This is a genomic window from Micromonospora sp. NPDC047465, from assembly GCF_040643125.1.
Taxonomy (GTDB): Bacteria; Actinomycetota; Actinomycetes; order Mycobacteriales; family Micromonosporaceae; genus Micromonospora.
Genome location: NZ_JBEYTP010000062.1, coordinates 1 through 26,651 on the forward strand (window position 1 = coordinate 1; position 26,651 = coordinate 26,651).

26 protein-coding genes are annotated in these 26,651 nt (G+C 72.1%); 11 read left to right on the forward strand and 15 right to left on the reverse strand.

Translation table 11 applies throughout. The annotated features are described in order from the left end of the window. Window positions 1-700: 700 nt before the first annotated feature. The 3 genes from ABZ793_RS31795 to ABZ793_RS31805 form a co-directional block, all read right to left on the reverse strand. Window positions 701-961: a hypothetical protein gene (locus ABZ793_RS31795; RefSeq protein WP_357464120.1), complete on the reverse strand. Its 261-nt coding sequence runs from the start codon at window positions 959-961 to the stop codon at window positions 701-703. A 153-nt stretch (window positions 962-1,114) separates the two neighbouring features. Continuing rightward, a complete protein-coding gene (locus ABZ793_RS31800) occupies window positions 1,115-1,678 on the reverse strand; it encodes an alpha-ketoglutarate-dependent dioxygenase AlkB (protein WP_357464123.1) in 564 nt (187 codons plus the stop codon). A 145-nt stretch (window positions 1,679-1,823) separates the two neighbouring features. Next, window positions 1,824-2,291 (reverse strand): hypothetical protein, encoded by a 468-nt coding sequence (locus ABZ793_RS31805; RefSeq protein WP_357464126.1) that lies wholly within the window; start codon window positions 2,289-2,291, stop codon window positions 1,824-1,826. 285 nt (window positions 2,292-2,576) lie between these two features. Here ABZ793_RS31805 and ABZ793_RS31810 point away from each other — a divergent pair, with 285 nt between their 5' ends. From ABZ793_RS31810 to ABZ793_RS31835, 6 genes are all read left to right on the forward strand, one after another. Continuing rightward, window positions 2,577-3,026 (forward strand): PRC-barrel domain-containing protein, encoded by a 450-nt coding sequence (locus ABZ793_RS31810; protein WP_357464129.1) that lies wholly within the window; start codon window positions 2,577-2,579, stop codon window positions 3,024-3,026. A gap of 48 nt (window positions 3,027-3,074) precedes the next feature. Next, a complete protein-coding gene (locus ABZ793_RS31815; protein WP_350712322.1) occupies window positions 3,075-3,251 on the forward strand; it encodes a hypothetical protein in 177 nt (58 codons plus the stop codon). Between the two features lie 84 nt (window positions 3,252-3,335). Beyond that, complete coding sequence (gene trpS, locus ABZ793_RS31820; protein ID WP_357464133.1) at window positions 3,336-4,394, forward strand: tryptophan--tRNA ligase; 1,059 nt, start codon at window positions 3,336-3,338, stop codon at window positions 4,392-4,394. Between the two features lie 254 nt (window positions 4,395-4,648). Continuing rightward, window positions 4,649-5,176 (forward strand): DUF6244 family protein, encoded by a 528-nt coding sequence (locus ABZ793_RS31825; protein WP_357464136.1) that lies wholly within the window; start codon window positions 4,649-4,651, stop codon window positions 5,174-5,176. Between the two features lie 188 nt (window positions 5,177-5,364). Continuing rightward, window positions 5,365-5,751, forward strand: a complete 387-nt coding sequence (locus ABZ793_RS31830) for a hypothetical protein (protein ID WP_357464189.1) — start codon at window positions 5,365-5,367, stop codon at window positions 5,749-5,751. Between the two features lie 15 nt (window positions 5,752-5,766). Continuing rightward, window positions 5,767-6,213, forward strand: a complete 447-nt coding sequence (locus ABZ793_RS31835) for a SitI3 family protein (protein ID WP_357464139.1) — start codon at window positions 5,767-5,769, stop codon at window positions 6,211-6,213. A gap of 112 nt (window positions 6,214-6,325) precedes the next feature. On the opposite strand, the gene ABZ793_RS31840 is transcribed toward ABZ793_RS31835, so the two are convergent. The 10 genes from ABZ793_RS31840 to ABZ793_RS31885 form a co-directional block, all read right to left on the reverse strand. Further along, window positions 6,326-6,535 (reverse strand): hypothetical protein, encoded by a 210-nt coding sequence (locus ABZ793_RS31840; protein ID WP_357464142.1) that lies wholly within the window; start codon window positions 6,533-6,535, stop codon window positions 6,326-6,328. A gap of 172 nt (window positions 6,536-6,707) precedes the next feature. Continuing rightward, on the reverse strand, window positions 6,708-8,474 hold the full coding sequence (locus tag ABZ793_RS31845) for a 2-isopropylmalate synthase (protein ID WP_357464145.1): 1,767 nt from the start codon (window positions 8,472-8,474) through the stop codon (window positions 6,708-6,710). A 49-nt stretch (window positions 8,475-8,523) separates the two neighbouring features. Continuing rightward, the gene (locus tag ABZ793_RS31850; RefSeq protein ID WP_357464148.1) at window positions 8,524-9,144 is read right to left on the reverse strand and encodes a disulfide bond formation protein DsbA; all 621 of its coding nucleotides are present in this window, start codon (window positions 9,142-9,144) and stop codon (window positions 8,524-8,526) included. Beyond that, a complete protein-coding gene (locus ABZ793_RS31855) occupies window positions 9,141-10,595 on the reverse strand; it encodes an MFS transporter (protein ID WP_350712338.1) in 1,455 nt (484 codons plus the stop codon). Before ABZ793_RS31855 ends, ABZ793_RS31850 begins: the two co-directional genes overlap by 4 nt. Beyond that, entirely contained in the window at window positions 10,596-11,756 is a 1,161-nt protein-coding gene (locus tag ABZ793_RS31860; RefSeq protein ID WP_357464153.1) for an AMP-binding protein, read from the reverse strand. Continuing rightward, window positions 11,753-12,751 carry a hypothetical protein gene (locus ABZ793_RS31865; protein WP_350712340.1) on the reverse strand — a complete coding sequence of 333 codons (999 nt, stop codon included), beginning with the start codon at window positions 12,749-12,751 and terminating at the stop codon, window positions 11,753-11,755. Before ABZ793_RS31865 ends, ABZ793_RS31860 begins: the two co-directional genes overlap by 4 nt. Then, window positions 12,748-13,548 (reverse strand): alpha/beta hydrolase, encoded by an 801-nt coding sequence (locus tag ABZ793_RS31870; RefSeq protein ID WP_357464156.1) that lies wholly within the window; start codon window positions 13,546-13,548, stop codon window positions 12,748-12,750. Before ABZ793_RS31870 ends, ABZ793_RS31865 begins: the two co-directional genes overlap by 4 nt. Further along, entirely contained in the window at window positions 13,548-14,996 is a 1,449-nt protein-coding gene (locus ABZ793_RS31875) for a long-chain fatty acid--CoA ligase (RefSeq protein WP_357464159.1), read from the reverse strand. The genes ABZ793_RS31870 and ABZ793_RS31875 overlap by 1 nt, the downstream gene beginning before the upstream one ends. Next, window positions 14,993-15,676 carry a methyltransferase domain-containing protein gene (locus ABZ793_RS31880; RefSeq protein WP_357464162.1) on the reverse strand — a complete coding sequence of 228 codons (684 nt, stop codon included), beginning with the start codon at window positions 15,674-15,676 and terminating at the stop codon, window positions 14,993-14,995. Before ABZ793_RS31880 ends, ABZ793_RS31875 begins: the two co-directional genes overlap by 4 nt. 152 nt (window positions 15,677-15,828) lie before the next feature. After that, window positions 15,829-20,058 carry an amino acid adenylation domain-containing protein gene (locus ABZ793_RS31885; protein WP_357464165.1) on the reverse strand — a complete coding sequence of 1,410 codons (4,230 nt, stop codon included), beginning with the start codon at window positions 20,056-20,058 and terminating at the stop codon, window positions 15,829-15,831. Window positions 20,059-20,637: 579 nt separating this feature from the next. Between ABZ793_RS31885 and ABZ793_RS31890 the strand changes: the two genes are divergently transcribed. After that, window positions 20,638-21,150, forward strand: a complete 513-nt coding sequence (locus ABZ793_RS31890) for a DinB family protein (protein ID WP_357464168.1) — start codon at window positions 20,638-20,640, stop codon at window positions 21,148-21,150. A gap of 160 nt (window positions 21,151-21,310) precedes the next feature. Here the strand turns inward: ABZ793_RS31890 and ABZ793_RS31895 are convergent, their stop codons facing one another. Continuing rightward, on the reverse strand, window positions 21,311-21,952 hold the full coding sequence (locus ABZ793_RS31895; RefSeq protein ID WP_357464171.1) for a DedA family protein: 642 nt from the start codon (window positions 21,950-21,952) through the stop codon (window positions 21,311-21,313). Between the two features lie 323 nt (window positions 21,953-22,275). Between ABZ793_RS31895 and ABZ793_RS31900 the strand changes: the two genes are divergently transcribed. The 3 genes from ABZ793_RS31900 (at window position 22,276) to ABZ793_RS31910 (ending at window position 24,145) form a co-directional block, all read left to right on the forward strand. Next, on the forward strand, window positions 22,276-22,749 hold the full coding sequence (locus ABZ793_RS31900) for a hypothetical protein (RefSeq protein ID WP_357464174.1): 474 nt from the start codon (window positions 22,276-22,278) through the stop codon (window positions 22,747-22,749). Between the two features lie 12 nt (window positions 22,750-22,761). Next, window positions 22,762-23,310, forward strand: a complete 549-nt coding sequence (locus ABZ793_RS31905; protein ID WP_357464177.1) for a helix-turn-helix domain-containing protein — start codon at window positions 22,762-22,764, stop codon at window positions 23,308-23,310. Between the two features lie 448 nt (window positions 23,311-23,758). Continuing rightward, window positions 23,759-24,145: a hypothetical protein gene (locus ABZ793_RS31910; RefSeq protein ID WP_357464180.1), complete on the forward strand. Its 387-nt coding sequence runs from the start codon at window positions 23,759-23,761 to the stop codon at window positions 24,143-24,145. Between the two features lie 552 nt (window positions 24,146-24,697). Here ABZ793_RS31910 and ABZ793_RS31915 read toward each other — a convergent pair. Next, window positions 24,698-26,353, reverse strand: a complete 1,656-nt coding sequence (locus tag ABZ793_RS31915) for a DUF423 domain-containing protein (RefSeq protein ID WP_357464183.1) — start codon at window positions 26,351-26,353, stop codon at window positions 24,698-24,700. Between the two features lie 111 nt (window positions 26,354-26,464). Between ABZ793_RS31915 and ABZ793_RS31920 the strand changes: the two genes are divergently transcribed. Next, a partial coding sequence (locus ABZ793_RS31920; RefSeq protein ID WP_357464186.1) for a glycosyltransferase occupies window positions 26,465-26,651 on the forward strand: 187 nt, incomplete at its 3' end.

A 26,651-nucleotide genomic window follows, 5' to 3' on the forward strand; every position in this document is an offset into this window, starting at 1 on the left:
CAAAAGGCTCGGCCAGTCCGGGGTATAAATCAATTTGGCACTGGCTTATCAAGCACCCTGTTGAGTTCTCAAAGAACAACCACACACCGCCCGGAAACCCCACACCGTGGGACCCCCGACCCGGGGCATTTCGTTCACATCCCCGCCGCTCTCGCGCCGGGCACTTTTACTACGTTACCTCACCGTCTCCGCCGCGTCAAACCGTTTGTCCCGGTCTGTCGTGCTTCGTACGGGTTGGCACCGACGAACGTGCGCAGCGGCGAACCGCCACACCTGATCATCGGATTTCGGCAGACCGGCCGCTCTGCGGTTTCCCGCGAGCTCGCCCGGTTCCCTGCCGGCGTCAAACCTTACCCGGTCGGCTCCGCTCCGCCAAATCCGCCTCGCGGCAGATCCGGCGGGCCCCGCCCGGCCCGTGCCGTCCGGGAGCTGACTCCCGACCGACCCGACACCAGTGTGGTCTGGAACTCCAGGTCTTTCGCCCTGTTCGCCCCGTTCCGCGCTGGCAGAGAGAAAGTTACGCGTCTGCGGGTTTGAACGTCAAATCCGGGGGTGGCGTCCCCCGTCACACCATTCCCGCCCGGCTATCCGGCCTGGTCGGCGGCGGTGCGGCACGCTCGACGGATCTTCCGGAAGGTCAGGCCCCGCGCGCACGGCGCCCCGCGGCCCGGATGTTGCGCGGGGTCAGGCGGCGATTCCGTCAGCGCGTCGACCGGCCGGTACGCCGCCCGGCCAGCCAGGCGCGGACGCCGAGCACCCCGACGGTGGTGCCGATGGCCAGGGACGCCGCGATCAACAAAGCGTGGATCCAGAGGAAGCCTGTGGCGGGGAAGTCGCCGACCGTGCCGGTGGACCAGGATCGCGGGTCCTTCCAGATGGCGACCGCGAACCTCGGCCAGATCACCCAGGTCCAGATCCCGACCCCGGTGAGGAAGAGCGCCCAACCGCGCGACAGCACCATGACTGCCGAGTATGTCAGCGCCCAACGGGCCGGCCGGTGCAGCGGCGGGTCGGCCGAGGCGCAGGTCACGGCCGCAGCGACGGCCGGGAGGCCGCGGGCGGCGGGCACCCGGTCGCGAGGCTCCGGGCGCCGGCGGGCCCAGGGCCATGCCGGTCATCTGCCGCCGAGTTGCCGGAAGGTGATCGAGTGGCGGAGGGCCGGCACCGGCGGGATGCTGTGCTGCCAGCTCGCCCGCGCCGCGCCGGCGAGCACGTACGCCGACCGCGGCGCCAGCTCCACCTCGTACACCCTGCGGTCGTCGCCGGTGCCCCGCTGGAAGCGCAACAGACACGCGGCGCCCAGCGAGAGCCCGACCACGGTCGGCCCGAAAGCGGGGGCGTCGCGGTGCCAGCCGATGACCGAGCCCGGCGGGTACCGGGTGACCAGGGCCTGCGCGAGCGAGGTCGCCGGAACGCCGGCGAGCCCGGCGCACCGCTCCCGGACCCCGTGCAACTCCACCGGCAACGCCTCGGCCTCGGTGAGCTGGAACGAGCCGTAGTCGTAGTCGAAGCCGAAGTGGCGGACGGTCCGCCGGGCGATCTGCCCGTGCATGCGGACCTCCCGGAAGTCGAACGCGGCGAGCGCGGTGAGCAGTGACCGCTCCTCGTCGGGGTCGACCAGGTCCGGCTGGTACGTCAGACCCGCCGGTCGCTCGTGGACGCCACGCATCCGTCCCATCAGCCCGACGGTAACGGCAGGGCGAGGCCGGCGCGGGCGCATCCGGCGCACCGTTCCACCATTTTCACCATTGCGGGACCGGGCACCGAACGGGTGGTCGCGGAAACGGGAGGCCCACCTCGGGCCGGGGGCCTCCCCGACTCCGTCAGAAGCAGGTGCCGATTCCGCCGACCGCGGGGTTCGCCCGGTCGTGGTAGTGGATCGTGCCGGTCGGATCGGCCATGAAGCCGCCCCAGATGATGCAGCCACCCTTGACGTACGCTCTGGTCGGGCCGGCCGCCCACAGCCTGTTGCCGTCGTCGACCTGGGTGGGCAGGTACTGCGCGGCGAGGTAGACCTGGGTACGGGTCAGCGAGCCGGCGTACGCGGACTTGACGGTGACCGTGCAGCCGTACCCGACGACGGGGTTGTACATCAGGTAGACGGTGCCGAGCCGCACGCCGGTCTGCGCGTGGTGGATCGGGTCCTGGTCCTGGACGGTGTAGCCGAGCCCGCAGAGCGCCTGCGGCGTCACCGGGTTGACGACGGCGGCCTGTGCGGTGGCGCCGGCCCCGGCGACGAGCCCGACCGCGACGGCGAGCACGAGCCCGATCCGACGAATGGTGCGGTACATCTACGTCCCCCTCTTCTCCCTGCAACGGATGCGGGACCAGAATGGTCGGCCGGGGTCACGGTACGAATGTGCCGGGTGAACACTCCGCATTGTGTCCGGATGTGCGGTTGCCCAATTCCGACCGACGCCGCCTGGGGAGATGCACCCCCATCAATTGACGCTCGACGACTATGACGTATTTCGCACGAGACATTTCTGTGAACCGAAAATTGCCGAGTTGTTTCCCGGTCGCGCGGGTTGGGCACTGATTCCCCGACCGCGAACGACCGTCATCGGAGGTGGCCCGTGCAGCCGTCGACGTTCAACCCCTGGGCCTGGCGCGACCCGGCCGCCCTCGCCGGCGGGTACGCCGGGGCGAGCCCCGACGCCGCGCCGCCGGACGGGCCGGAGGGCGCCGGCGACGGACCCGACGCCCCGGGCCCCGGCACTCCGGTCGACCTGGTCGGCTACCGGGTGGAGGCCGCCGACGGGCGGATCGGCTCGGTCGACGCGGCCAGCGACGACACCGACGCCCGCTGGCTGGTGGTGGACACCGGGCCGTGGATCTTCGGCCGCAAGGTGCTGCTGCCGGTCGGCACGGTGACGCGGGTCGACCACCTGGACCGCACCGTGCACGTGGACCGCACCCGGGAGCAGGTCAAGGAGTCCCCGGCCTTCGACCCGGACGCCTGCCGGGAAACCGGCTACCGGGACCGGGTCGGCGACTACTACCGGGAGACCTACCGGCAGCGCTGACCCTGGGGCGCGGGTCACGCAACGGACACACCGGTTACGGTGGAAGGCATGGTCCGGCCGATCAGCTACGCGCCGGGGGTCGTCGACCCGGTCGACGGCCTCCCGCTCGGCGTCGTGACCACCTTCCCCACCAGCTCCGGCGACGGCCGCGAGCAGATGATCGACCTCCTTCGTGCCGGCGGACTGCGGTTCCGCGACGGCGGGCGATGGCGGTCGGCTCACTGAGCCGACCCCGACCGATCCCGGGACCCTCCCGGTCGGCGCGCGACCGCGCGCACCTCGTCCGTCACGCACGAAAGGCGTACCACCGTGTCTGTTCCACGAATGCTCACCGGGGACCGCCCCACCGGGCGGCTGCACCTCGGCCACTACGTCGGCAGCATCGCCAACCGGGTGCGGCTGCACCAGCGCTACGAGAGCTTCTTCATCATCGCCGACCTGCACATGCTCACCACGCGCAACACCCGCGAGGACATCGAGCGGGTCGCGGTCAACGCCCGGGAGATGGTCACCGACGTGCTGGCTGCCGGCGTCGACCCGGCGCGGGCGACCTTCTACCTCCAGTCGGCCATCCCCGAGGTCGGCGACCTGAACACCCTCTTCCAGAACCTGGTCACGGTGCCCCGGCTGGAGCGGGTGCCGTCGCTGAAGGACATGGCCCGCGACTCCGGCAAGGAGGAGATGCCGTACGGCCTGCTCGGCTACCCGGTCCTCCAGGCCGCCGACATCCTCTGCGTCAAGGGGCAGGTCGTCCCGGTGGGCAAGGACAACGCGGCGCACGTCGAGGTGACGCGGGAGATCGCCCGGCGCTTCAACCACCTCTACGGAGAGGTGTTCCCCGTGCCGGAGATGATCGCGTCCGAGACGCCGACCCTGGTCGGCACTGACGGCCGGGCGAAGATGAGCAAGAGCCTGGGCAACGCCATCTCGCTCTCCGACGACGCGGCGACCGTCCGCCGCACGGTGATGGGCATGTACACCGACCCGAACCGGGTCCGCGCCGACGTGCCGGGCACCGTCGAGGGGAACCCGGTCTTCGCGTACCACGACATCTTCAACCCCGACCGCGGGCAGGTCGACGACCTCAAGGAGCGGTACCGGGCCGGGCGGGTCGGCGACGTGGAGGTCAAGGAGAAGCTGGCCGTCGCGCTCAACCGGTTCCTGGACCCGATCCGCGAGCGCCGGGCGCGGTTCGAGGCCGACCCCGGGTTGGTCGACGAGCTGATCGTCGAGGGCACCGAACGGACCCGGCACGAGGTGCGGCAGACGGTCCTCGAGGCCCGCCGGGCGATGGGACTGACGAGCGCGTACACCCAGGTGCGGCGGCGGGCCGAGCGGCGCCGCAAGGCCCGGGCCACGCCGGCCTGAGCGGTCGTACGCGCAGCGCCCCGGCCCGGGACCGTGCGGTTCCGGGCCGGGCGGTGGCGTCGCCGGAGGCCAGCCGCTGCACCGGCCGACTGAGCTGCCCCGCCATACGGCGGCACCGGCCGGATTCTGGCAGCGGCAACAACCACGTGCTGTGGTGGCTGCGGACCGGGTGACCGGTCTGGCGGCGACGGACGGTTGTCGCTAGGTTGCAGCTTCGAGCCTCCTTACTGCCTTCGATCGGGGAAATCGGCGTCGTGTCGCACATCGAGAAGATCGCCGGGGAGCTTCGTGCGTTGACGGCCGGCGTCGACAGGGCCCAGGGGCTGGCAGCCGCCGCCGACAACCAGGCCCAGGAGGTGGCCCTGCGGGCCGCCGGCGCCGGCTTCGCCGCCGTGGCGGCGGGCCTGGCCCGTGTGCGGGACGCCATCGCCGGAATCCGGGGTGGTCTGGGCGGCCTCGCCACCACGCTCGGCGAGGCCGCGAAGGCGACCGCGGCCGTCCCGCAGGAGGCCACGCCGGACGAGACGACCGCCGGGCTGACCCCCGTGGGCACCGCGATCGACGGCATGCGCGGCGCGGCCGCCGCCACCATCGCCCAGGTCGGCGAGGCGCAACGACTCGTCACCACCGTCCTGCAGGGCGGGCAGCCGGGGCCGCTGGTGCAGGCGCTGGAGAACGTCAAGCAGGTGCTGGTGCTGACGGTGCAGCGCACCGGCACCGCCCGGCAGTTCGTCGACACGGCGATCGCCGAGGCGCGGCAACTGGGGTCGTCGGGAAACTGACCGGGGCCGGCGGCGCCACGCCGACCGGCCCCACCCCCGCGGATCACGCCTCCACCGTTTCCGTCGCGGGCGGCAGCGCCCCCGACCTCGTGCCGTGGACCAGGCGCCCCACCGGGGTTCCCGGCGGCGCACCGACCGGACCGCGTACCCGCATCCCGGCCAACGAGAGGCCGCCGGAGCGGCGGGCACTGGAACTGGAGAACGACGGCGCCGACGCGATCGCCGACAAGGGCTACCGGGTCCACCAGAACCCGACGAAGCAGGAGATCGCGGATGCGCTGCTCCGCACCGGTGACATCGTCGACCCGCGGAGATCGCCGGATTACCTGATCGAGAGCCACGTCTTCGATTGCTACTCTCCCTCTCCCACCACTTCGACCCGAGCCGTCTGGAGCGCGGTCAAGAGGAAGGTCGACGACGCGCAGACCCAACGCGTGGCGGTGAATCTCCGGGACTGGGGTGGCGACCTCACAGCCCTGCGGAAGCAGTTCCACGACTGGCCGGTACCAGGGCTGGAGGAACTGGTGGCGATCACCCGAAGCGGCACTATCGTCCAATTCCTGAGGCGGACCTGAGGAAGGGCCGAGCACATGTCCATCACCTACCGGCTGACGCTCGCCGGCGACATCCCGTTGGAGCAGATGGCCCGGTTGGCCGCTCCGAGTGCGACCGAGACACCGACGCCCGCAGGTAACCGCCTGCTGAGCGCCGACCTCAACGACGAGTGCGGTTTCGTCGTCAGCATCACGTCCGGCACCCACGGCTACTACGAGGCCGAGGATGACGGTGGCCCGTGGGTGTGGGAGCCGGAGACCTACGTGGACGTCGGCTTCCACATGCGCAAGGACACCCTGACCGACCAGGGCCGACCCCACATGCTGCGGACCGTGGGCCGGATCCTGGCCGACCGGTCCGAGGACGCGGCGCTGGTCCTCAACGACAACTGGTTGATGCTGACCCGCGTCGACGGCACGGTCCGCCGGCACAACGAGGCCGACTGGTACGACGAGGCGTACGACAGCTTGCTGCCCCGCTGACCCGGTCGCCGCGACGCGCCGGGGACGGGCGCCGGCGTCCTACCATCCGATCGTGACGGACTTCGATACCTCGGCGGTGGTCGAGACGGTGTGGCAGCGGCAGGCCGCCTGGTCACGGGCGGCCGTCGAGGCCAAGCGCGTGATCATCCGGGCGCGCCTGGCCGTCGCCGCGCTCACCCTCGGCGCCGCCGTGTGCGGCGCCCTCGCCAACCAGCTGGGGCAGGCCCACCTCGGCGCCGGCCGGGCGCTCGCGATCGTCGCGGCGGCGGCGCTGCTCCTGGTGCCGTTCGCCGCCCGGTGGGCCGGCCGCGACGCGGTGCACGCGTGGGCCCGGCTCCGGTCTCGGAGGCACTGGAGGCGGACGCGTACCGCTACCTCGCCGGGGTCGCCCCGTTCGGCGGCCCGGACCGGGACGCTGCGTCGGAAACGACACCTACCGGCCCACGTCGGTGGAACTTCCGGCTGGCCGTCCGCCGATGCCCGGCGGCGCGGACTCACCCCTGCGACGGCTGCACCGAGGGCAGGACGGCGGACGGGCGCCAGCCGGCCCGGTGCAGCGCCACGCAGAGACCGCGCAGCGCGGCGGCCGTCGGGTCCGGGTCGAAGCCGCACCCCCAGACCGCCCGACCGTCCACCCGGCACCGCACGTACGCCAGCGTGCCGGGCTCCTCGTCGAGGGTGAACGCCTGCTCGACGTGGTCGAGGACGACCGGTGCGGGGCCGGACTGGGCGAGGGCCCGCGCGATGCTCGGCAGCAACCCGTGGCCGGCGTCGCCGCCGACGACGAGCGGCCCACCGCACACGGCGAGTTCCACCTTGACCGCGCCCGGCCCCGGCGCGCCCGCCGACACCTCGCACGACACGAGTTGCACGTCGAGGGCGGCAGGCAGGAACTCGGCGCGGAAGACCGCCCAGAGTTCCTCCGCGGTCACCTCTCTGCCCTCGTCGTCGGACACCGCCTGGCTCAGCCCCGACACCTCGATCTGCAGGCTGCGCGGCAGGGCCAGCCCATGGCAGGACCGCAGCAGGTATTCCACGCCGCCCTTGCCGGACTGGCTGTTCAACCTGATGATCGCCTCGTACGAGCGCCCGATGTCCTTGGGGTCGATGGGCAGGTACGGCACGTCCCACCGGTGTTGCGACAGCGCCACGCCCCGGTCCGCCGCGTCCGCGGACAACGCCCGCAGGCCCTTGCTGATGGCGTCCTGGTGGGACCCGGAGAACGAGGTGTGCACGAGGTCGCCGGCGTACGGGTAGCGTTCCGGCACCCGCATCCCCGTGCACTGCTCGACCTCGTGCCGGACGGCGTCGATGTCGGACAGGTCGATCTGCGGGTCGACGCCCTGGCTCATCAGGTTGAGGGCCAGCACGACCAGGCAGACGTTGCCGGTGCGCTCGCCGTTGCCGAACAGGCAGCCCTCGATCCGCTGGCCGCCGGCCAGCAGGCCCAGCTCGGCCGCGGCGACCCCGGTCCCGCGGTCGTTGTGCGGGTGCAGCGACAGGCAGACGTGCTCCCGCCGGGGCAGGTTGCGGCTCATCCACTCCACCTGGTCGGCGAAGACGTGCGGCCCCGCGCACTCGACGGTCGCCGGCAGGTTGATGATGATCTCCCGGTCGTCCGCCGGGTCCCAGACGTCCGTGACCCGCGCGCAGACGTCGAGCGCGAAGTCCAGCTCGGTCTGCGAGAAGGACTCGGGAGAATACTCGAACCCGATCCGGCCGGGGTGCGCGTCGGCGAGTTCCCGGCACAGGCGTGCGTGGTCGACCGCCAGCCGCAGCACGCCACCGCGGTCCGCCCGGAAGACGACCCGACGCTGCGTCGGCGACGTCGAGTTGTACAGGTGCACGATGGCCTGCGGCGCGCCGGCGAGCGCGTCGAACGTACGCCGGATCAGTTCCTCGCGCGCCGGCACGATCGCCTGGATGAGGACGTCGTCCGGGATCTCGTCGTTCTCGATGATCCTGCGGGTGAACTCGAACTCGGTCCGGCTGGCGGCCGGGAACCCGATCTCGATCTCCTTGTAGCCCATGGCGACGAGGAGCCGGAACAGCCGGGTCTTGCGGTCGACGTCCATCGGGTGCGGCAGCGCCTGGTTGCCGTCCCGCAGGTCGGTCGACAACCAGCGCGGCGCCGTGGTGATCCGCTTCGCCGGCCAGGACCGGTCGGCCAGATCCACGGCGGGCACGGGCGCGTACCGCCGGTACGGCAGCCGGCTCGCCCGCTGCCTCACCTGTCCTACCGGAAAAGTCGCCTTTGCCATGGAGCCTCCCCCGTCCTAGCGAAAAGGTCTTCGGATCAGCGAAAAGGGGTCAGTCGAAGATCGGCCCCTGGGTGCGGGAGCGCTTCAGCTCGGAGAAGCCGGGCGTGCCGGCGATCAGGACCAGCCCGTCCCAGAGGCGGCCGGCGGCCTCGCCGCGCGGGGCGGGCGACACCACCGGGCCGAAGAACGCGACGCGCCCGGCCGGCCCGTCCACCTCGACGACCGGGGTCCCGGCATCGGGCCCCACCCGGCTGACCGCCTCCTCGTGCGACTGGCGGATCCGCCCGTCGAACTCGGTGCTCTCCATCGCCGCCGCGAGCGCGGGGTCGAGGCCGGCGGCCCGCAGTGCGTCGCCCACCGTCTCTGGCAGCACGTCCAGGCGATGGCGCAGTCCCCGGTCGTGGAACCGCACGCCCAGCGCCGCGTACAGCAACGGCACGGCCTCGCCGTCGTAGCGCTGCTCGGCGGCCGCCAGCACCCGGAGCGGCTTGATCATCTCCCGGACCGTGTCCCGCTGCTCCGGCGTCAGGTCCTGGTTCTCGTAGAGGATCGCCTGGCTCATCAGGTCCCAGCACGGCTCGATCCCGCGTACCTGCTGCACCTGCACCAGCCACTGCGACGAGATCCACGCCCAGGGGCAGAGCGGGTCGAACCAGAAGCCCACCTTCATGCCGATCCTCCTCCTGAGGTCCCACGGATCGTGCGCAGCGCGCCGGGCAGGCAGGCGAGGACGCCGACGAGGATCGCCGCCACCGGCAGCACCATCCCCAGCCGCAGCGCCTCCGCGTACCGGTCCACCGGCGCGGCGCCGTCCGCCCACGCCGACAACCGCTGCGCCAGCAGCAGGCCCACCAGCGTGACCGCCGCGACCGGCCCGAGCTGCCGGACGGTGTTCAGCAGACCCGACGCGGCGCCGGCCAGCGCCGGCTGCACCTCGCGCATCGCCACCGCGGCCATCGGCGCGATCAGCAGCCCGTTGCCCAGCCCGATCACCACCATCGGGCCGAGGAAGGTCAGCCAGGCCGCGTCGAGCCGCATCACCGCGGCGGCCCAGCCCATGCCGGCGACGGTGAACAGCAAGCCGCCGAGCAGGACCACCCGGCCGTCGAGCCGGTCGGTGATCTTCCCGGCGAACGGCGCGAGCAGGGTGGAGATCAGCGCCGGGGGCGCCAGCGCCAGGCCCGCGGCCAGGGCGGAGAAGCCCAGCACCGACTGGAAGAACAGGGTCATCAGCAGCATGAAGCCGATGATCCCGAAGGAGACCGCCGCGGCCACGACGACCATCGTGGAGTACGAGCGGATGCCGAGGAGCACGAACGGCACCAGGGGTTCGCGGTCCTGGCGACCGCGCTCGTGCCAGACGAACGCCAGCCCGAGGGCGACCGCCGCCGCGATCATGACCAGCGTCCACGGCGCCCAGTCGAACCGTTCCCCCTCCATGAGCGGGAAGGCCAGGCAGAACAGGGCGGCGGAGGCCAGCACGATGCCGCCGATGTCGAGCCGGTGCCGGCGGTCGAAGCGCAGGTCCGGCACGGCGACAAGGGCCAGGACCACCGCCGCGACACCGATCGGCACGTTGACCAGGAAGATCCACCGCCAGTCGAGGGTGGTGACCAGCAGGCCGCCGACGGACGGGCCCGCGACGGCCGCCACGCCGCCGACCGCACCCCAGATGCCCATGGCCAGGCCCCGCCGGGTGGGCGGGAACAGGCTCACGATCATGGCCATCGTCTGCGGCAGCAGAAGCGCCGCGCCGAGGCCCTGCACGGCCCGGGCCGCGATGAGCTGGCCCGGGCTCTGGGCCAGCCCGCAGAGCAGGCTGAACACCGTGAAGACGGCGATGCCCACGACGAACAGCCGGCGCGGACCGAAGAGGTCACCGAGCCGGCCGGCGGTGATCAGCAGTACGGCCACCACCAGCACGTACGCGTTGACCGACCACAGCACCGTCGGCAGTGAGGCGCCGAAGTCCGCGCGGATGTCGGGGATGGCGATGTTGACGATGGACACGTCGAGCATCGTCAGGAAGAACCCGAGGGCCAGCACCACGAGACTGACCCACGGATTCTCCCGCCATCCCCCGCGGGCGGCGGCCTCCTGCTGCAGGGCTTCGGACGTCACTCACTGCCTCCAGATTGCGGGCGGCACCTTGTTGGTGCGCTCGACGCGACTCACCTTGTCGACGCGGCGGGCGGTGATCGCCCCCGGAACCTGCCGGTGCACCGCTGCCAGGTGGTAGAACTGGGCGGTCAGGTGAGCCAGGACGTCCTCGGCGTCGGCGCCCCCGGAATACTCCAGCGTCAGCGCGGTGGCGGCCCTCGGCGACTCGGTGTCGCGGGTCAGGACGAGCTGGGCCTCCTCGACGCCGGGCAGGGTGCGCGCGGACGACACCACCTCACCGACGCTGAACAGGGCACTGCGCAGGCTCACCGCGTCGTCCGCCCGTCCCAGGACCCGCAGGCCGTCGGGACGGCCGCATCGGCACTCGGCGGACGCCAGCCGGTCACCGAGACGGTAACGCACCGCCGGCATCGTCCAGCCCGTGCCACGCCGGGTCAGCAGCGCGCCCTCCTCCTCCAGCTCGAGCATCTGGTCGGGCATGACGTGCAGGGTCTGCAGGTCGCACGCGGGGGTGTTGGTGGCGATGATGTACGTCTCCACCGAGCCGTAGTTGGCCCAGTACTCCGCCTCCGGGAACGCCTTCTGGACGACCCGGTGCTTGGCGTCGGTCCACGGCTCGGCCAGCCAGATGATGGTGCGGATCGGCAGCGTCTCGTTCGCCGCGATCAGGCCCTCCGCGAAGTCGGCCAGCGCGCTCGGGGTGCCGGTGAGCGCGTCGAGGCCGATCTCGCGGAACATCGGGACCCAGTTGCCCACGTCCTCGGGCGCGTAGGCCCCGGACGGCAGCACCGTGCACCGCGACCGCTCGGCGAGGGCGTGGATGTAGTAGTGCGACGCCCACAGCCGGCCCGGGTTGAAGAGGTTGAGCAGCACGTTGTCGGGCCGCAGCGGCCGCCACTCCCGCAGCACCCGTTCCACCGCCTGGTGGTACGGCACGTAGGTGAGCTTCGGCTTGCCGGTGGTGCCGCCGCTGGACATCAGCGCGCTGCCCGTCTCCCGGGCCAGCTCGCGGGTCACCGCCACGATCTCCGCCGGGCCGCTCACCGCCAGGTCGGACAGGGCGGCGGCGTCCGGCGGCACCGGCGCGCCGCCGCGCCCGTCCAGGCCGCGCGCCTGGGCCAGGACGTCCGCCCAGGGCAGGTCGCCGATCGTCGCGGTCATGCCGCGCCTCCCTCACGGGCGATCCATGCGGCGTGCGCCGCGATGTACGCGCGGAACCGCGACTCGATCACCGGTCGCTGGATCTTGGCGATCTCCTCGGTGGTGGCGTACCCGACCGCGCCGTCCGGTTCCACCTCGGAGAGCCAGAACTGGTTGCCGTCCCAGAGGAAGTCGGCCGCGAAGTACGGCATCTGGAGCTTCTCGGCGATGTAGTCGATCGAGCTCTCCAGCTCCTCCGGCAGCGGCGGGTACTCCAGCCGTCCCCCGTTGACCAGGTTCGCGGTCAGCGACTCCCCCTGCGGGATCCGGCGCAGCACGGTGTGCGCCTTGCCGTCGATGACGTACACCCGGAAGTCGTTGACGCCGGTGCCGAGGTAGGGCTGGACGACCACGGCCGTGTCGGCGCCGCCGGCCAGGCCGATCAGCCCGCGCAGCTCGTGCTCGTTGTTGGCGAGGCAGACGCCCTGGCCCATGCCCCAGTACGCGGGCTTGACCAGCATGGGGAAGTCGAGCTTCTCCAGCACCGGCTCGTAGTGCCGGCTGATCGAGTCGCGGCCGGTGCCGATGCGCACGGTGGGCACCCGCGGGACGGGGCAGTCCCGCAGGTACAGCATCGTGGCCATCTTGTCCGTCGTGATGTACGACATGCGCGGATGGATGGGCAGGTAGAAGCCCGCCTGCTCGACGATCGAGTACGCGAACAGCTGGTTGCAGACCTCCTGCACCTGGTGCGGCAGCGACCACAGCGAGGTGACCAGGATGGTGTCCTCCGGGGTGATCCGCTCGCCGTCGAGGAACACCCGGGGCTCGTCGCCGACGGCCTCGACCGCCAGCGCCTCCGCCTTGTGCAGGGACATGGCGAGGCCGCAGTCCTTGGCGATCTCCGTGTAGGTCGTCCAGATGGCGGCTGCCTCCGCCGCCCGCTGGCGTACCGTGCCGCGGTCGGGGTAGATCCAGCAGAGCCGGCGGGCCAGCTGGGTGGGGGCGGGCGTCATGATTGCTTCTCCTCACTGGTCAGGAAACCGCGGACAGCGGCGCCGAACGCCTCGGGCTCCTCGAGGAAGCACAGGTGGCCGGAGTGGTCGAGGAACTCCACGCGGGCGTCCGGCATGGCCTTGGCCAGCCAGTTGCCGACCTCCGGCGGGTAGACCGCGCTGCGGCGGCCGTGGACGAGCAGGGTGGGCAGCCGCAGGGCGGTCACCCGGTCCCGCCAGTCCTGCGTGAGCACGTCGGACAGCAGGCCGGCGACCGCGTCGGCGTCGGCGCCACGGGCCTGCCGGACGAGTTCCGCGACGAGCGCCGGGTCCGGGGCGGGACCGTCGACGGCGAAGGAACCGCGGACCAGGTTCTCGGCGAACGTCCCACAGTCGCCGCGCACGTCGCCGAGCAGCGCCGTGGCCCCGGCCCGGTCGAGGGAGCCGAACGCCGCGTACGGCCAGCCGTCGTCGGCGAGCAGCAACGGCGTCTGTTCCACGCTGATCAACCGGCGGACGCGCCGGGTGCCGAACGTCTCCAGGTAGGTCCAGGCGACGGTCGCTCCCAGTGACCAGCCCAGCAGCGTCACGTCGTCGGCGCCGAGGCCCTCGACGACCTCGTGCAGCGCGGCGGCGCAGTCGGACAGGGTGGGCGGCTGCGCCGGGGCGGGCGCGTCGCCGTGCCCCGGCAGGTCGACGGTCACCACCCGGTGGTCGCGGCCGAGGTCCGCCACGGTGGTGTCGAAGAAGTGTCGGCTGGCGGCGAGGCCCGGGACGAGGACGAGGGTCGGCCCGGCGCCGTGGCTCTCGGCGCGCATCACCGGCTCACCAGCTCGAACTGGCGGCGCAGGGCGGGCTTGTCGATCTTGCCAACCGGCGTGTGCGGGATCTCGTCCACGAGGCGCACCGTCGCCGCCAGCCGGTGCCCGGCCAGGACGGCGGTGACCTGCCGGACGGCGTCCTCGGCAGCGACGCCGTGGCCCGGACGGACCGCGACGAGCACCCGGTCGGTCAGCTCACCCGGATCGAGCGGCAGGCTCACCACCTGCGTGCCGGGACTGGCCGCGCGGCACTCGGCGTCCAGCACGGGAGCCAGCACCGGTCCGTCCGGCGTGGACAGCACCTCCGAGACCCGGCCGATGATCCGGAACGCGCCGTCGCCGACCTCCTGCGCCACGTCGCCCGTCCAGAACTCCCCGTCCCGGAACGTGCGCGCGTTCGCCGCGTCGGCGAAGAGGTAGCCCTCGCTGGTGCAGTCGGAGCGCAGCACCAGCTCGCCGATGCTCGTGTGCTCGTCCACCAGCGGCGCGAGCCGGGCGCCGACGCCGCGTACGGGCGGCATGGCTCCGCTGGTCTGCAACTCGTCGGCCATGTTGCCGAGGGCGAGGCCGAACTCGGTCGAACCGTAGATCTGCCGGATGTGGACGCCCAGCGTGTCCGCGGCGGCGCGCACCACGTCCGGGCTGAGGTAGGCCCCGCCGCAGAGTGGACGACGCAACCGCGACAGGTCCACCTGTGCGTCGGCGCCGGCCCGCACGAGCATCTCGTAGTGCGCGGGCAGCGCGCTCATCACCGTCGCCCGTTCCCGCTGCAACCGGTCGAGGTACGCCCGCGGCGAGTCGTCCGGGTCGGCCAGCACCAGCCGGGCGCCGCTGAGCAGGGCGGCGAAGACGTGCAGGTCGGTGGCGTGCGCGACGTCCAACGGGTGCCGGCAGTAGAAGACGTCGTCGGCCACGATGCCGGTGTCGGCGAGCCAGCGCCGGCGCTCGGCGACGAACTTGTCCTGCCGCCAGACCATCATCTTCGGGAAGCCGGTGGAGCCGGAGGTCCACAGTTGGCGGAACAGGCCGGCGTACGGCTCCTCGGGCGCCGGCGGCGCGTCGACGTCGAGGTCGTCCAACGACACCACCGGCACCGCCCCTGGGGCGACGTGGTGCTCCCGCCCGGCGACCAGCAGCACCGGCCGCGCCTGCCCGACGGCCCGTTCCGTGTCGGCGGCGGTGAAGTTGCGCATCAGCGGCACGTACCGGGCGCCGACCCGGGCGACGGCCATGATCAGCGCGACGTAGCGGACGCTGTTGGGCAGGGCGAAGGCGACCGTGTCGCCGGCCCGGACCCCCCTGGCGTACAGCCCGGCGGCGAGCCGCTCGCCGAGCGCGACCAGCTCCCGGTAGCGGATCCGGCTGCCGTCGATGTCGACGACGGCCACGTGGTCCGGGCGGCGCGCCGCGACGTCGGCCACCGCCTGGCAGAGCACCGCGGTCATGCCGCCACCCACGCCGCGTAGGTGCCGAAGCGCCAGTCCTTGGCCAGGCAGTCGACCTGCCCGAACCCGGCCTTGCGCAGCCACTCCAGCTGATCCTCCAGCGTGGCGCAGATGTCGAGCTTCATCCGCTCGCGGCCCGCGGCCCACTCGTCGGGCGGGCACTCCGCGCGCTGCACGTGCGCCTCGTGCTGGAAGTCGTACATCGCCTCGACCTGCGCGTTGGGACCGGCCAACTGCTCGACGTTGACGAAGACGCCCTGCGGGGTGAGCACGTCGCGGATGCGCTGGAAGAGGTCCTGCTTGTCCTCGTGGGTGAGGTGGTGGATCGCCAGGCCGGACACGACCGCGTCGAAGGGGCCGGCCGGCAGCGGGTCCTTCATGTCGCACACGAGCACCGTGACGCGGGGGTTGCCGGCGAACCGCTCCCGCGCCTTGGCGAGCATCGCGTCCGAGTGGTCGACCAGGGTCAACTCGGCCTGCGGGAGCTGCTCCAGGACGGCGCCGCCCAGCAGCCCGGTGCCGGCGCCGAGGTCGAGGATGCGGGCCGTCTCCGGGACGGTCTCGACGACCGCGTGCACGGCGCTGGAGTAGATGAGGTCGAAGGAGGGGATGAGCTTGCGCCGCATCACGTCGAACGTGCCGGAGTTCCAGATCTCGGGTTTGCTGTCGGTCCTGGTCATCGCGTGGTCCCTTCGCTTCGTGAGCTGAACAGTTGGGTCTAGGTCGGCCAGGTGGTGCCCGGCCACCCTGTGTCCGGGTGCCGCGCCTGCCTCGTCGGTGTTCCGGCGAGGCACGCCGCCGGGCTGTCGTCGGCGGGCCGTGCCGGGCCGGGTCAGCACCAGAGCTTTCCGCGCAGGTAGTACGGCTCGGCGTCGGGTTCGTCGGGCCGGGACTCCTCCGCCGCGCCGATGTGCGCCGCGACGAGGGCGGCGACCTCGGCGACCCGACCGGGGCGCATGACCGAGTAATGGGTCCCGTCGACCGGGTGCGGGTCGGCGGCGCCCGGCAGGATCTCGTCGAGCGGTACCAGGCCGGGGAAGGCGTCGCGCCGGGTCTCCCGCGCCCGCAGCAGCAGGAGCCGCTCGTGCGGCGTGCCCGGCCGGTGTCCCTCCAGGATCTCGGAGTTGCGGCGGTAGACGCCGAACAGCCGCCCCAGGTCGTCGGCGTCGAGCGGCGCGGCGAGCAGACCCGCCCGGACCAGCGCGTCCTGCAGGGCGCACAGGGCCGCCGGCAGCTCGCCGGCGGGCACCTCCGCGGGCAGGTGACCGCTGACGTCCTCGCCCTGCGCCAGGTCGGTGAAGAAGCCGGCGAGCCGCTGTCGGAGGCTCACGGCCACGGCCTCCGGCCGGCCCGTGAACGAGTCGATCGCGGTGACCGAGCAGACCCGCCGCCCCTGCTCCGCCACCAGCCCGGCGACGTGCGCCGACACGGTGCCGCCCATCGACCAGCCGACGAGGTGCACGTTCGCGCCCTCCGGCAGCACGTCGCAGAGGGCGTCGCCGTACCGGCCGGCCAGCTCCGTCATGTCGGCCGGCAACTCCTCGCCGGGTTGCAGGCCGGCCGCCCGCAGCCCGTACACGGTGGCCCCGGCCGTGACCGCGTGCCGGTCGAGCGCCTCGACCAGCGGCTCGTAGCAGAGCACGTCGCCGCCCACCGGATGCACCAGCACCAGGGTGCGGGCGTGATCGCCGTCCTTGATGCGCACCAGCGGCGTACCGCCGTGCGGGTGCTGCTCGGCCCGCAGCAGGCCCGCCTGGTCGGCGACCGTGCGGCTGCGCATCAGCGACGCCAGGGGCAGAGCCCGGCCGAAGCTCGCCCTGATCCGGTGGAACAACCGGACCGCGAGCAGGGAGTTGCCGCCGAGGGCGAAGAAGTCGTCCGTGACCCCGCGTACGTCCGGGCCGAGCAGTTCCTGCCACAGGTTGAGCAGTCGGGCCTCGTCCGCCGTGCGCGGCGCGACGACCACCTGGTCCGTTCCGGTTACGACGGGACCGGCGGCCAGCCGCGCGACCAGTGCCTTGCGGTCGACCTTGCCGTTCGCCGTCAGTGGCACCGTGTCGACCACGGTGACGACGGCAGGCACCATGTACGACGGCAGTTCGGCGGCGAGGTGCGACCGCAGCGCGGCCGGGTCCGGAGCGGCACAACCCGGTGCCGGGATGACGAACGCCGCCAGGTACGCCTCGCCCCGCCCGGCGGCCACCACCGCGACCGCCTTGCGCACGTCGGGATGGTCGGACAGCCGGATCTCGATCTCGCCGAGCTCGATGCGGTGCCCGCCCACCTTCACCTGGTCGTCCTGGCGGCCCAGGAACTCCAGGATGCCGCCGGGCCAGTACCGCGCCCGGTCCCCGGTGCGGTACCGCCGCTCGCCGGTCACCGGGTCGGCGGAGAAGGACGCCCGGGTCAGGTCGGGCGCGTTCCGGTAGCCGTCGGCCACCCCGACCCCGCCGATGTAGAGGTCGCCGGGCACCCACGCCGGCGCGTCGGCGAGCTGCCGGTCCAGCACGTGCATGGTCTGGTTGGCCAGCGGATGGCCGTACGGGACGCTCGACCAGCCCGGCGTCAGGTCCTCCGTCCAGAAGTAGTTGGACCAGATGGACGCCTCGGTCGCCCCGCCGGCGGCCATGACCCGCGCCGTGGGGCACGCCTCCGCGATCCGGTCGAGCAGCGGCAGCGGTACCCAGTCGCCGCTGAGCATGACGAGCCGCAGCGCGCGGAGCATCTCCGGCGCCCGGCCGGCCAGGTATTCCAGCGTGACGGAGAACAGGGCGGGCACCGAGTTCCAGAGCGTGATGCCGTGCTGTCGGCACAGCTCCCCCCACTGCTCCGGGTCGGGCACGTCGCTGTGGGCGGGCACGACCACCGTGCCACCGGCGCCCAGGACGGCGAAGATGTCGAAGACCGACAGGTCGAACGCGAGCGAGGAGACCGCGAGCACCCGGTCGGCCGACGTCAGGGCCAGCCGCCGCGTCAGGTCCCGCAGGGTGTTGGTCGCCGCCCCGTGGGAGATCACCACGCCCTTCGGGGCTCCGGTGGAGCCGGAGGTGTAGATGACGTAGGCGGTGCGCCGCAGGTCGCCGCCCAGGCCGTCGGGGCCGGTGCCGCCGGAACCGGTGCCGCCGTCCGTCGGCACCGCGACGACGGGCAGGTCGGGCAGCCCGTCGAGCGGCGCGGCGTCGACGGCGACGACCGCGGTCGCGCCGCTCTGCCGCAGCACCTCGCCGACCCGCGCCTCGGGCCAGGTCGGACCGACCGGCAGGTACGCGCCGCCCGCCCGCAGGACGCCGAGCACGGCGATCGGCTGCTGCCACGACTTGGGCACCCGCACGGCGACCAGGTCGGTGCGCCCCGGATCCGCGCCCACACCCGCGTCCCGCAGCCGGACCGCCAGCGTCGCCGACAGGCGGTCGAGCTCGCCGTAGGTCAGGCTCCGCTCGGCGTCGACGACCGCCACGGCGTCCGGCCGGCAGCGCATCTGGTCGACGGCCGCCTCGTGCAGCTCGCCCGCCAGGCCGGGCGCCTCGGTGCGGTTCGCCCGCCGGCGGTCGGCGAGCTGCCGGTCGGGCAGTGGCTGCGGGCCCGCCACGGTCCACGCGTCGGCGTTCGCGGCGAGCTGCCGCAACCGGTGCCGGTGGTATTCGGCGAGGTCGTCGACGAGGCCCGGCGGGTACGACGACCGGTCGTGGTCGAAGTTGCACACCAGCGCGCCGTCGAACTCGAAGACCTGGTGGTCGAGGAGGACCTCGGGGGTGGCGATGGCGCTGTGCGCCAGCGTGGCGGCCGGCAACGCGAGCCGGAAGCCGTCGGAGATGCCGGGCACCAGGTCGAGGCCGCTGCTGAACACCACCGGTACGGGGTTGCCGACACTGCCGTCGCGCCGGTTGAGCTCCCGGCCGACCGCGACCCCGGAGAACTCGCCCGCGTCGAGGTCGTCGTACAACTGCTTCTGCAGCGCCTGGCACCGCTCGACGAAGGAGCCGGGCATGTCGTCGTACGTCACCAGCAGCGTGCTGGCGGCGTTGCCCCACATCCGTTCCCGGCCCGGCGCGCCGGTCACCCGGTCCGAGGACAGCACCGACACCGTGCCGGGCTGACCACCGGACCAGCGCAGCAGACACTCGACGTAGAGGGCGAAGAGCGCCAGGCCGGCCGACACCCCCTGCTCGGCGGCGTGGTGTCGGAACCGCTTCCAGTCGTCCACGTCGAGCTGGTGCGCCACGCGGTGCAGCGGCACGTCCCGGTCGGGCTCGGCGGCCTGCGTGTCCAGGGCGCGCGGCAGATCGGGGGCGGGCGGCAGGCTGTCCAGGCGGGACCGCCAGTACCGCTCGGCCGTCCGGCGGGCCGGCAGCGACCTGCGGCGTTCCTGCTCGACGAGGTAATCCGCGAAACTCTCCGTCTCCGGCGCGGGGCGATGGAAGGGATCGACGTAACAACGGGCCAGCTCGGCGAAGAACAACTGGATCGTGGCTCCGTCGAACACCGTCAGTCGTAGCGCGACCTGCAGATTGGTCCCGCCGTCGGGCAGTCGGACGAATCGGAAAAGGAAGGGTCGACCGGCATCGTGCGGCGGCATGTCCGACACTATTTCGCGGCGCAGTTGCTCCAGTTTTCCGGGCACTTCGTCGATGCGGCAGGCCGACAGATCGCGCACGTCCACGAGCAATTCCGGCCGGTCGTCCACCATTGGGGCGAAATGCTGCGTGGCCTCCGGCATCACGCGCGTACGGAGCACGGGACGCACCTGCCGCAGCCGGGCGAGAGCATCGGCGAAACGCTCCGGGTCGGGCGGCGTGGCGGCGGGGAACGCGTACTCCTGGATGTAGAGAGCCGGCGAGGCATGGCCCGTGACCCCCTGCTCACCGATGAGATACGCCTGCTGGAGGTCGGTGAGCGGCAGGCGGGTCGGGCCGCCGGTGAGCGCGCCACCCGGGGCGGACCCACCCGTGGACGGGTCCTCGCCGAGCAGCGCGACGAGTTCGGCGATGCACGCCTTGATTACCGCTCTTGATTGTTCATTGAGCGATGGTGGATTTGACTGCCCGTTCCGAATACTTGACAAAGAAGCCGCTTCCCCCCGTGGGAACACAGGCATTCGGCAATCCCCCCAATGATTTCCGTCCGACGCCATGCCGGACAACAGCTCATCAGAAACCGGATTTGCGATTCCCGACTGTAGTTGACCAAGTCGACCCGAACGGTCAGGATGATCAGCGATCTGGATCACAGCACTATTTTCGGCGTCACCGAGCGTCAGGACGGGCGCGATTGGTGCCCAAATTCGCAGGCCGGCACCCGATCTGCGGGTAATCACTCTGTCACTGACGCATGGCGATGGCATGGGAATGTCACCTACCCGGCAGCGACGCTGGCGGGCCGGGGTGGCGAAGGAATCCCGTGTAGCGCATAATGCGCGGCCGAACCGCCGCGGCAGCCCGATGAGTGCCGACAGGGGGAGGTATCGTGCCGCATCGACGGATAAGCAGGGACTTGCGGCTTACGGCGGTCGGTCGGCAGCCTCGGCGGCGGCGGGCGGCTGCGGCGGGCGGCTGCGGCTGGGCGGCTGCGGCGGCGGACTGTCGAAGGGGCCCTGGTTGTCCCGACGCCCGAAAGTGTCGGTGTCCGACACTACGGTGTCCCGATGACCGACGTAGCCGTCGCACCCGTGGTCCGCCTCCGCCCTCCGGAGGACGGAGGCGAACGCGAGATCCTGTCCGGCCTGCTTGACTTCCTGCGTGCCTCGGTCGTGAACAAGGTCGCCGGGCTCACCGACGAGCAGGCGTTCGGTCGGCCGGTGCTCGCGTCCGGGCTCACCCCCGCTGGGCTGGTCAAGCACCTGACCGGGGTGGAACGGTACTGGTTCAGCATCGACTTCGCCGGTCACGAGTTGCCCCCGCCGTGGACCGACGACGAGCCCGGTGCGTTCGCGCTCGCCCCCGAGGACTCGCTGGCTGAGCTCGTCGAGGCGTACCTGGCCGAGTGCGCGCGGTCCTCCGCGGTCGTAGCGGGCGCGGCCCTCGACGACCGCGCCCGGGCCGCCGACGTTTCCTTCACCCTGCGGTACGCGCTCGCGCACATGATCCAGGAGACCGCGCGTCACTGCGGCCACCTGGACCTGCTGCGCGAAAGCATCGACGGGCAGGCCGGCGAGTAGTCAGCCCCTCGGGCTGGCGGGGATGGCAGCCACAGCAGCAGCCGTCATCCCCCGCTTGCCGCTCACCTCAATCCGGTTGGATCCGTGTTCCCGCGGCAGGTCGGTGTCCGCCGCCCGGACAGCCCGGCCGTGGGCACCCCTGCGGACGATGGGCGCACCGTCAGCGGTCGGCCCGACCCTGCCGGACCCGACGGTGCCGCCGCCACACGTGCAGCACCACACCGGCGGCGATCACGGCCAGCAGGGCCCACTCGCCGATCCCCAGCTCACGCTCAAGGCGATGGTAGGAGGCCGCGCCCAGGTAGCCGAGCAGCGCCACGGCCGTCGCCCACACCAGCCCGCCGGCCAGGTTCGCCCGCAGGAACGGCGGCCAGGGCATCCCGCCGGTGCCAGCGACCATCGGCACCACGGCCCGCAGGACCGCCACCCACCGGCCCAGCACCACCGCCCACGCGCCGCGTCGGGCGATCAGGCGGCGGGCACGCCGGATGCCGGCGCGCCGGCGCGCAGACCCCGAGGCTCGGGCAAGCATCTGCGGGCCGTACCGTCGGCCCAGCGCGTAGCCGACCTGGTCACCGAGGCACGCCCCGACCGTCCCGGCGACGACCACCACCCACAGCGGCAACTCACCGGTGTGCGCCACGAGCCCCCCGATCAGGATCGCCGTCTCGCCCGGTACGACCAGCCCGAGCAGGGTCGAGGACTCCAGGGCCGGCAACACGAACACCAGGGCCAGGACGAGGACCGGCGGTAACCCGGTAAGCACCGCCACCAGCCGGTCCACCCCCTGATTGTCGCCCACAACCGGTTGATTCGCGGCCAAGAACCCCTCCGGTGCCGCCGGGGCGGTCGGGACGACACCGCGGGGGACCGTCGAGGGCGGCGACCTCGCGTACGGCCTCGGCGATGGCCGGGGAATCCTTCCGCATCGCACCGTGGTTGCTCGCGACCTTCGCGCTGATCCGGATGTTCGGGTTGCGGGCGGTCACCGTGTCGAGGAGCGGAAGCGATCGCAACCCGAAGGTGGCGGAGTCCGGGAGCCTGTGGACACCTTGCGTGGACACACTGTCCACGCGCGTCTAGGCTTGCGGCGTGTCCCTACTCACCGTCCTTCTCACGGTCCCTGTGATCGCCCTGCTGACCCAGCCGCTCTGGGCGCCCTCCTGGGGCGCGGGCATCCTCGGGGAGGTCGCGACGTTCGGCGTTCTGGGCGGGATCACGGCGACCGCTGTGTTCTTCGGCCTTGTCGCCCTCTACTGCCGGCACCTGCAGCGGCTCCAGGAGTGCGTCAATCCCGAGGCTCGTTTGCGGTCCCCACGGTCCGTCTGGTTGATGTTCGCCATTCCGTTCAACTTCGTCGAGGACTTCTTCATCATCGCCGACCTCGGCGGCAGCCTCCGCCGCGACGGCCGCGTACCGGGTTCCGTCATCCGCGCGTGGACGGTTGCCGGCGGAACGTGGTGCCTCTTCCAGATCGCCTCGCTCCTTCCCGGAACGGTCGGCGTGGCGTCGGGCGTGCTCGCGCTCGCCGTCTGGGCCTGGCACTGGCGCCACACCGCTCTCATCGGGCGCCGGTTGACCGCCGCCGTCACCGCCTAGGAAGGCCCACCCGTGCCCCTTCCCCGCTTCCACAGGCTGTCCCTCGACGAGCAGGAGCGCATCCTCGCCGTCGCCACCCGCCACCTCTCGATTCGCGGCCTCGCGGGCGTGTCGGTCAATGAGATCGCTGACGAAGCCGGCCTGTCCCGCTCCGCGATCTACAACTACTTCGACGGTAAGAGCGACCTCGTCGACGCTGTTCGCGCCGCCGCCATCAGAAAGGTCGCTGCGGCGCTCGGCAACTGGACCACGCAGCCCGACCCGGCGGCGTTCTGGGCCGAGTTCCGGGCAGGCTCGGCGCAACTTTCCGCACTCCTCGCCGAGGCTCCAGAACTCCGCCAGGCCCTCGCCACCGTCACCGGCGGCGGGCTTGACGAATGGGTGAACGCCTTCTTCGAGAACGCGGTCGCGCTCGGGCTCGTGTCCCCGCAACACCGCCGCCTCACCCGGGTAGCCACAGGCGCGATCCTCGCCGCGGCGGACGCCGCTGAACTCGCTGAGCCAGGCAGCATATCGACGGCGGACGTGGAGGCGGTGCTGCGAGCAGTCTGGCGCGGGTGACGATGATCCGGCGGGCGAGGCGTCCGCCACGATGAAGTGGCGCTGACCGAAGTCCTCACTACGCAGGTCCAGCTCGGCTCGCAGCCCGCCCTCGACGACGAGACGGTGCCACTCTGCGTCCACATCGGACACCTCGAAGTTGAGCAGCAGGCGCGATGAACGAGGCGGCCCTCTGGCTCGCTACGACGACCAGCCCACACGCGCTGGAACAGACCTGGGCCGCACTCGCCCGCCTGCAGAAGAGCCTCCGCGCCCGCTGACCACCGCCCGGACGCGTGGTCGCCGCGAGCGCTGACCCGGCCTGTCCGGATGCGGTCATGGCCGCAGCCGGACAGCTCATCAGACCTGGCGTCGCCCGACCTACTCACTAACCTGGCGTCGCCGGGCTGTTCCCGGCGATGCCGTACCTCTCAATGGATCGATAATTATCTTGAAGAACACAAGGAACGTGCTGATCGCCGGGGCGGGTGCGTTGCTGCTCCTGCTCTGCTGCGGCTTTGGCGTTTTCGGTTACCGGGTCGTGTTCAAGGACGACGCCGAGGATGTGGCGGAGAAGTACCTCTCCGCCGTCCAGGACAGAAAGGTCGATGACCTGCGGGCGGTGATCTGCGCCAGCGAGCAGAAGCGGATCGATGACGATGACGCGTGGGATGACGACGAAGGCCTGCTGGACTGGGAGATCACATCCAGCAAGGAGCGCGAGAACTCGGCGACCGTGACCGCGGAGTTCACCGGAACCGACAACGGCAAGGTCAGGACCGGCAACATCACCATGACCCTCCTCAAGGAGGACGGCGACTGGAAGGTCTGCGACGTCGACGAGACGCGGGACTGAATCGGTAGGGGCGCGACCGCGACATGCGGTCGCTCCTTTCCCGATGTCAAGGCTGCGTCCGCGTCCTCGCCCGCTCAGGACCGGAGAACGGCGTCGCCGAACTACTCGGCCCGATCCCCGACCTCGACCGGGCCATCGAGGTCGCGCTCGCCGACGCGCCGTTCGAGCTGACCGCCGGCAGCCAGGAGAAGGTACGCGGCAGGTGCCGCGCCCTGGCCGCCGAGACACCCCGGCGTGACTCTCCTGCCGGGTTTCGCCCGGCACGAGGACCCGGCCTGGCTCGCCGGCGCAAGCGTCGCGATCGTGCCTCGCACGCCGATACGGTCCGCCTCGCCGCACTGGAAGCCGTGGCCGCGAGTACCCCACTTGGGTGGTCGTACGCGGCGCAACCTGGCTTCAATTGCTTCTGGGCGTAGGCGCCGTGGTTGCCAGCCCATATGCAGGCATCCTGCTTGGTCTTGTGATGTTGCTCGGCTATCTGGCCGGCCAGCGGGTGCGAACTGATTCAGCGATACGTACACGCGTGGTCGAGACGCTGGCCTGGGCGTGGCGTCAGGGGCGGGGCAGGTACACCCGCCAGTCGGCGACGGTGACCACGTCGAACGCGCCTGGTTCGGGGCCGAGCCGCTGGTCGAGCCGGGCGGCCAACGGCGAGCCGACCGGCGCGACCCAGGCTGCGTCGGGATCGGCCGCCACCGCCCGGCGGTATGCGGGCAACCGGTCGAAGCCGGGGCGCAACTCGTCGTCGACCACCGCGCAGACCACGTTCTCGCCGGTGGCGTAGGTGAGCCGGTTGCAGGTCCAGTAGCCACCGCGCACGTGCCGTACGCCCAACTCGACGAGGGCGTCGACGAGCACGCGATGCCGCTCGGCCTCGGCGTAGGTGGCCGGCACGGTACGGATCGCCTCGACGGTCGCCACCGCACCCGTGCCGAGGATGGCCGCCAGTACGACAGGCGCCACCACGCGGAGGACGCCGGAGCGTCGACGGGCCGCGCGCCACAGCGGCCAGAGCAGAGCGGGGGCCGCGACCGCCAGGCAGGAGAGGTAGCGGGAGCTCTCCACCGGGGTCCGCCCGGCCGCGCTGCTCACCACGTACGCCGCGAGCACCGCTGCGGCCCCGGCCAGCAGCGCCAGCCGCACCGCCGCCGACACCCGCTGGTCGTCTCCCCCTGCGGCCCCGCCGGGGCGTGGACCGTCACCGTTCCCCGCAGCTGGCAGGACTTCGACATCTGCTGTCGGACCCTGCGCTGAGCGGAGGATGCGCCAAGCGGACAGGATGGCGAGGAGCAGCAGGACGGGGAATGCGAGCGCCCACCAGAGCTGCCAGGTGGCGCAGTGGCTCGGCGAGCAAAAGCCCATCCCGAGCGGCGGCCCGAGGACCAGGCCGCCGTGGAGCCGCTCGCCCCAGCTTGCCGTCGCGTCCCCGCCGCCGGCGGCCAGGACCGCGGCGAGCGGGTTGCGGCCGTGCCGGAGGCTGTCCACCAGCATCGGCGCCGCGCCCAGCAGCAGCCCGCCCGCCACGACCAGCCCCGCCCGACCGGCCAGTTCCCGCCGCCGCCACACCACCAGCACCGTGCCGGTCCCGAGGACGTACGGCAGCAGCAGCGGGTCGACCCAGAGCATCAGCCCGGACACCAGCGCCCAGGCCGCCCAGCGAGGCAGCCGCCGACCCGCTCCGTCGGCGCAGAGCGCAACGGTGAGCAGGGCGAGCGCCACCCCGGCCGGGTTCATCTCGGGGTAGCCGCCCCCGGCGATGAGCTGGTTCTTGACCACCCGGTCGGAGCCGAGCGCGAGGAAGCCGACGACCAGCAGGGCGAACCAGGGGTCGCCGCCGAGCCGACGGGTGAGCCGCCAGGACAGGGCGAGGAACAACGCGTACAGCGCGAGGGTGGGCAGCCGCAGCGCAAGCACCGATGGCCCGGTGAGCGCGACCAGCGGCGCGGCCAGGTACGCCTCGATCGTGCCCATGTAGGCCTGCCCGTAGAACCAGATCGGGAATTCCTCCCCGCGGGCGATGTGCAGGGCGGCCAGCCCCATGGTCGCCTCGTCGCTGTTGGTGGGCGGGGCGTCGGCGAGCAGCAGCGCCAGCCGGTACCCGACCCCGGCCAGCCCGACGAGCAGGGCGAGCAGCACCGGCAGCCGGGGACGCCGGGGCGTACGTGGCCGGGCGCGGTCGCATGGCTCCTGGCGTACCGTGGCGGTCATGCCTGCGATCATGGCATCCGGGCGGCTGGCGGCCCGTAGCCCGGCCTCGGCCAGCGGCGATGCTGGTGCCGAAACCTCGTCCGTCCTGCTCATGGCCGTTTGATCGCTGAGATGAGAACGCGGATCTTCCCCGATCAGACGTCGCTTCCTATTTCAGGATCCACGACGCGCCCAGCCCCTGACAAAGGGCCGAGGCTAGGCTGGGGCCGACGTATTGTCGCCACCGTGGAGATTCCCGTGAAGCTCTCGATCCTCATGCCGGTCTACAACGAGGAAGAACGCATCGCGGATGCTCTCA

What these genes read in the sequence shown, in the direction of transcription:
- ABZ793_RS31795 (WP_357464120.1), bottom strand. Translation starts at nt 961, where the DNA reads ATGGTGCTGTCGCGCGGTTGGGCGCTCTTCCTCACCGGGGTCGGGATC.
- ABZ793_RS31800 (WP_357464123.1), bottom strand. Translation starts at nt 1,678, where the DNA reads ATGGGACGGATGCGTGGCGTCCACGAGCGACCGGCGGGTCTGACGTAC.
- ABZ793_RS31805 (WP_357464126.1), bottom strand. Translation starts at nt 2,291, where the DNA reads ATGTACCGCACCATTCGTCGGATCGGGCTCGTGCTCGCCGTCGCGGTC.
- ABZ793_RS31815 (WP_350712322.1), top strand. Translation starts at nt 3,075, where the DNA reads ATGGTCCGGCCGATCAGCTACGCGCCGGGGGTCGTCGACCCGGTCGAC.
- ABZ793_RS31835 (WP_357464139.1), top strand. Translation starts at nt 5,767, where the DNA reads ATGTCCATCACCTACCGGCTGACGCTCGCCGGCGACATCCCGTTGGAG.
- ABZ793_RS31845 (WP_357464145.1), bottom strand. Translation starts at nt 8,474, where the DNA reads ATGGCAAAGGCGACTTTTCCGGTAGGACAGGTGAGGCAGCGGGCGAGC.
- ABZ793_RS31850 (WP_357464148.1), bottom strand. Translation starts at nt 9,144, where the DNA reads ATGAAGGTGGGCTTCTGGTTCGACCCGCTCTGCCCCTGGGCGTGGATC.
- ABZ793_RS31860 (WP_357464153.1), bottom strand. Translation starts at nt 11,756, where the DNA reads ATGACCGCGACGATCGGCGACCTGCCCTGGGCGGACGTCCTGGCCCAG.
- ABZ793_RS31865 (WP_350712340.1), bottom strand. Translation starts at nt 12,751, where the DNA reads ATGACGCCCGCCCCCACCCAGCTGGCCCGCCGGCTCTGCTGGATCTAC.
- ABZ793_RS31870 (WP_357464156.1), bottom strand. Translation starts at nt 13,548, where the DNA reads ATGCGCGCCGAGAGCCACGGCGCCGGGCCGACCCTCGTCCTCGTCCCG.
- ABZ793_RS31875 (WP_357464159.1), bottom strand. Translation starts at nt 14,996, where the DNA reads ATGACCGCGGTGCTCTGCCAGGCGGTGGCCGACGTCGCGGCGCGCCGC.
- ABZ793_RS31880 (WP_357464162.1), bottom strand. Translation starts at nt 15,676, where the DNA reads ATGACCAGGACCGACAGCAAACCCGAGATCTGGAACTCCGGCACGTTC.
- ABZ793_RS31890 (WP_357464168.1), top strand. Translation starts at nt 20,638, where the DNA reads ATGACCGACGTAGCCGTCGCACCCGTGGTCCGCCTCCGCCCTCCGGAG.
- ABZ793_RS31915 (WP_357464183.1), bottom strand. Translation starts at nt 26,353, where the DNA reads ATGACCGCCACGGTACGCCAGGAGCCATGCGACCGCGCCCGGCCACGT.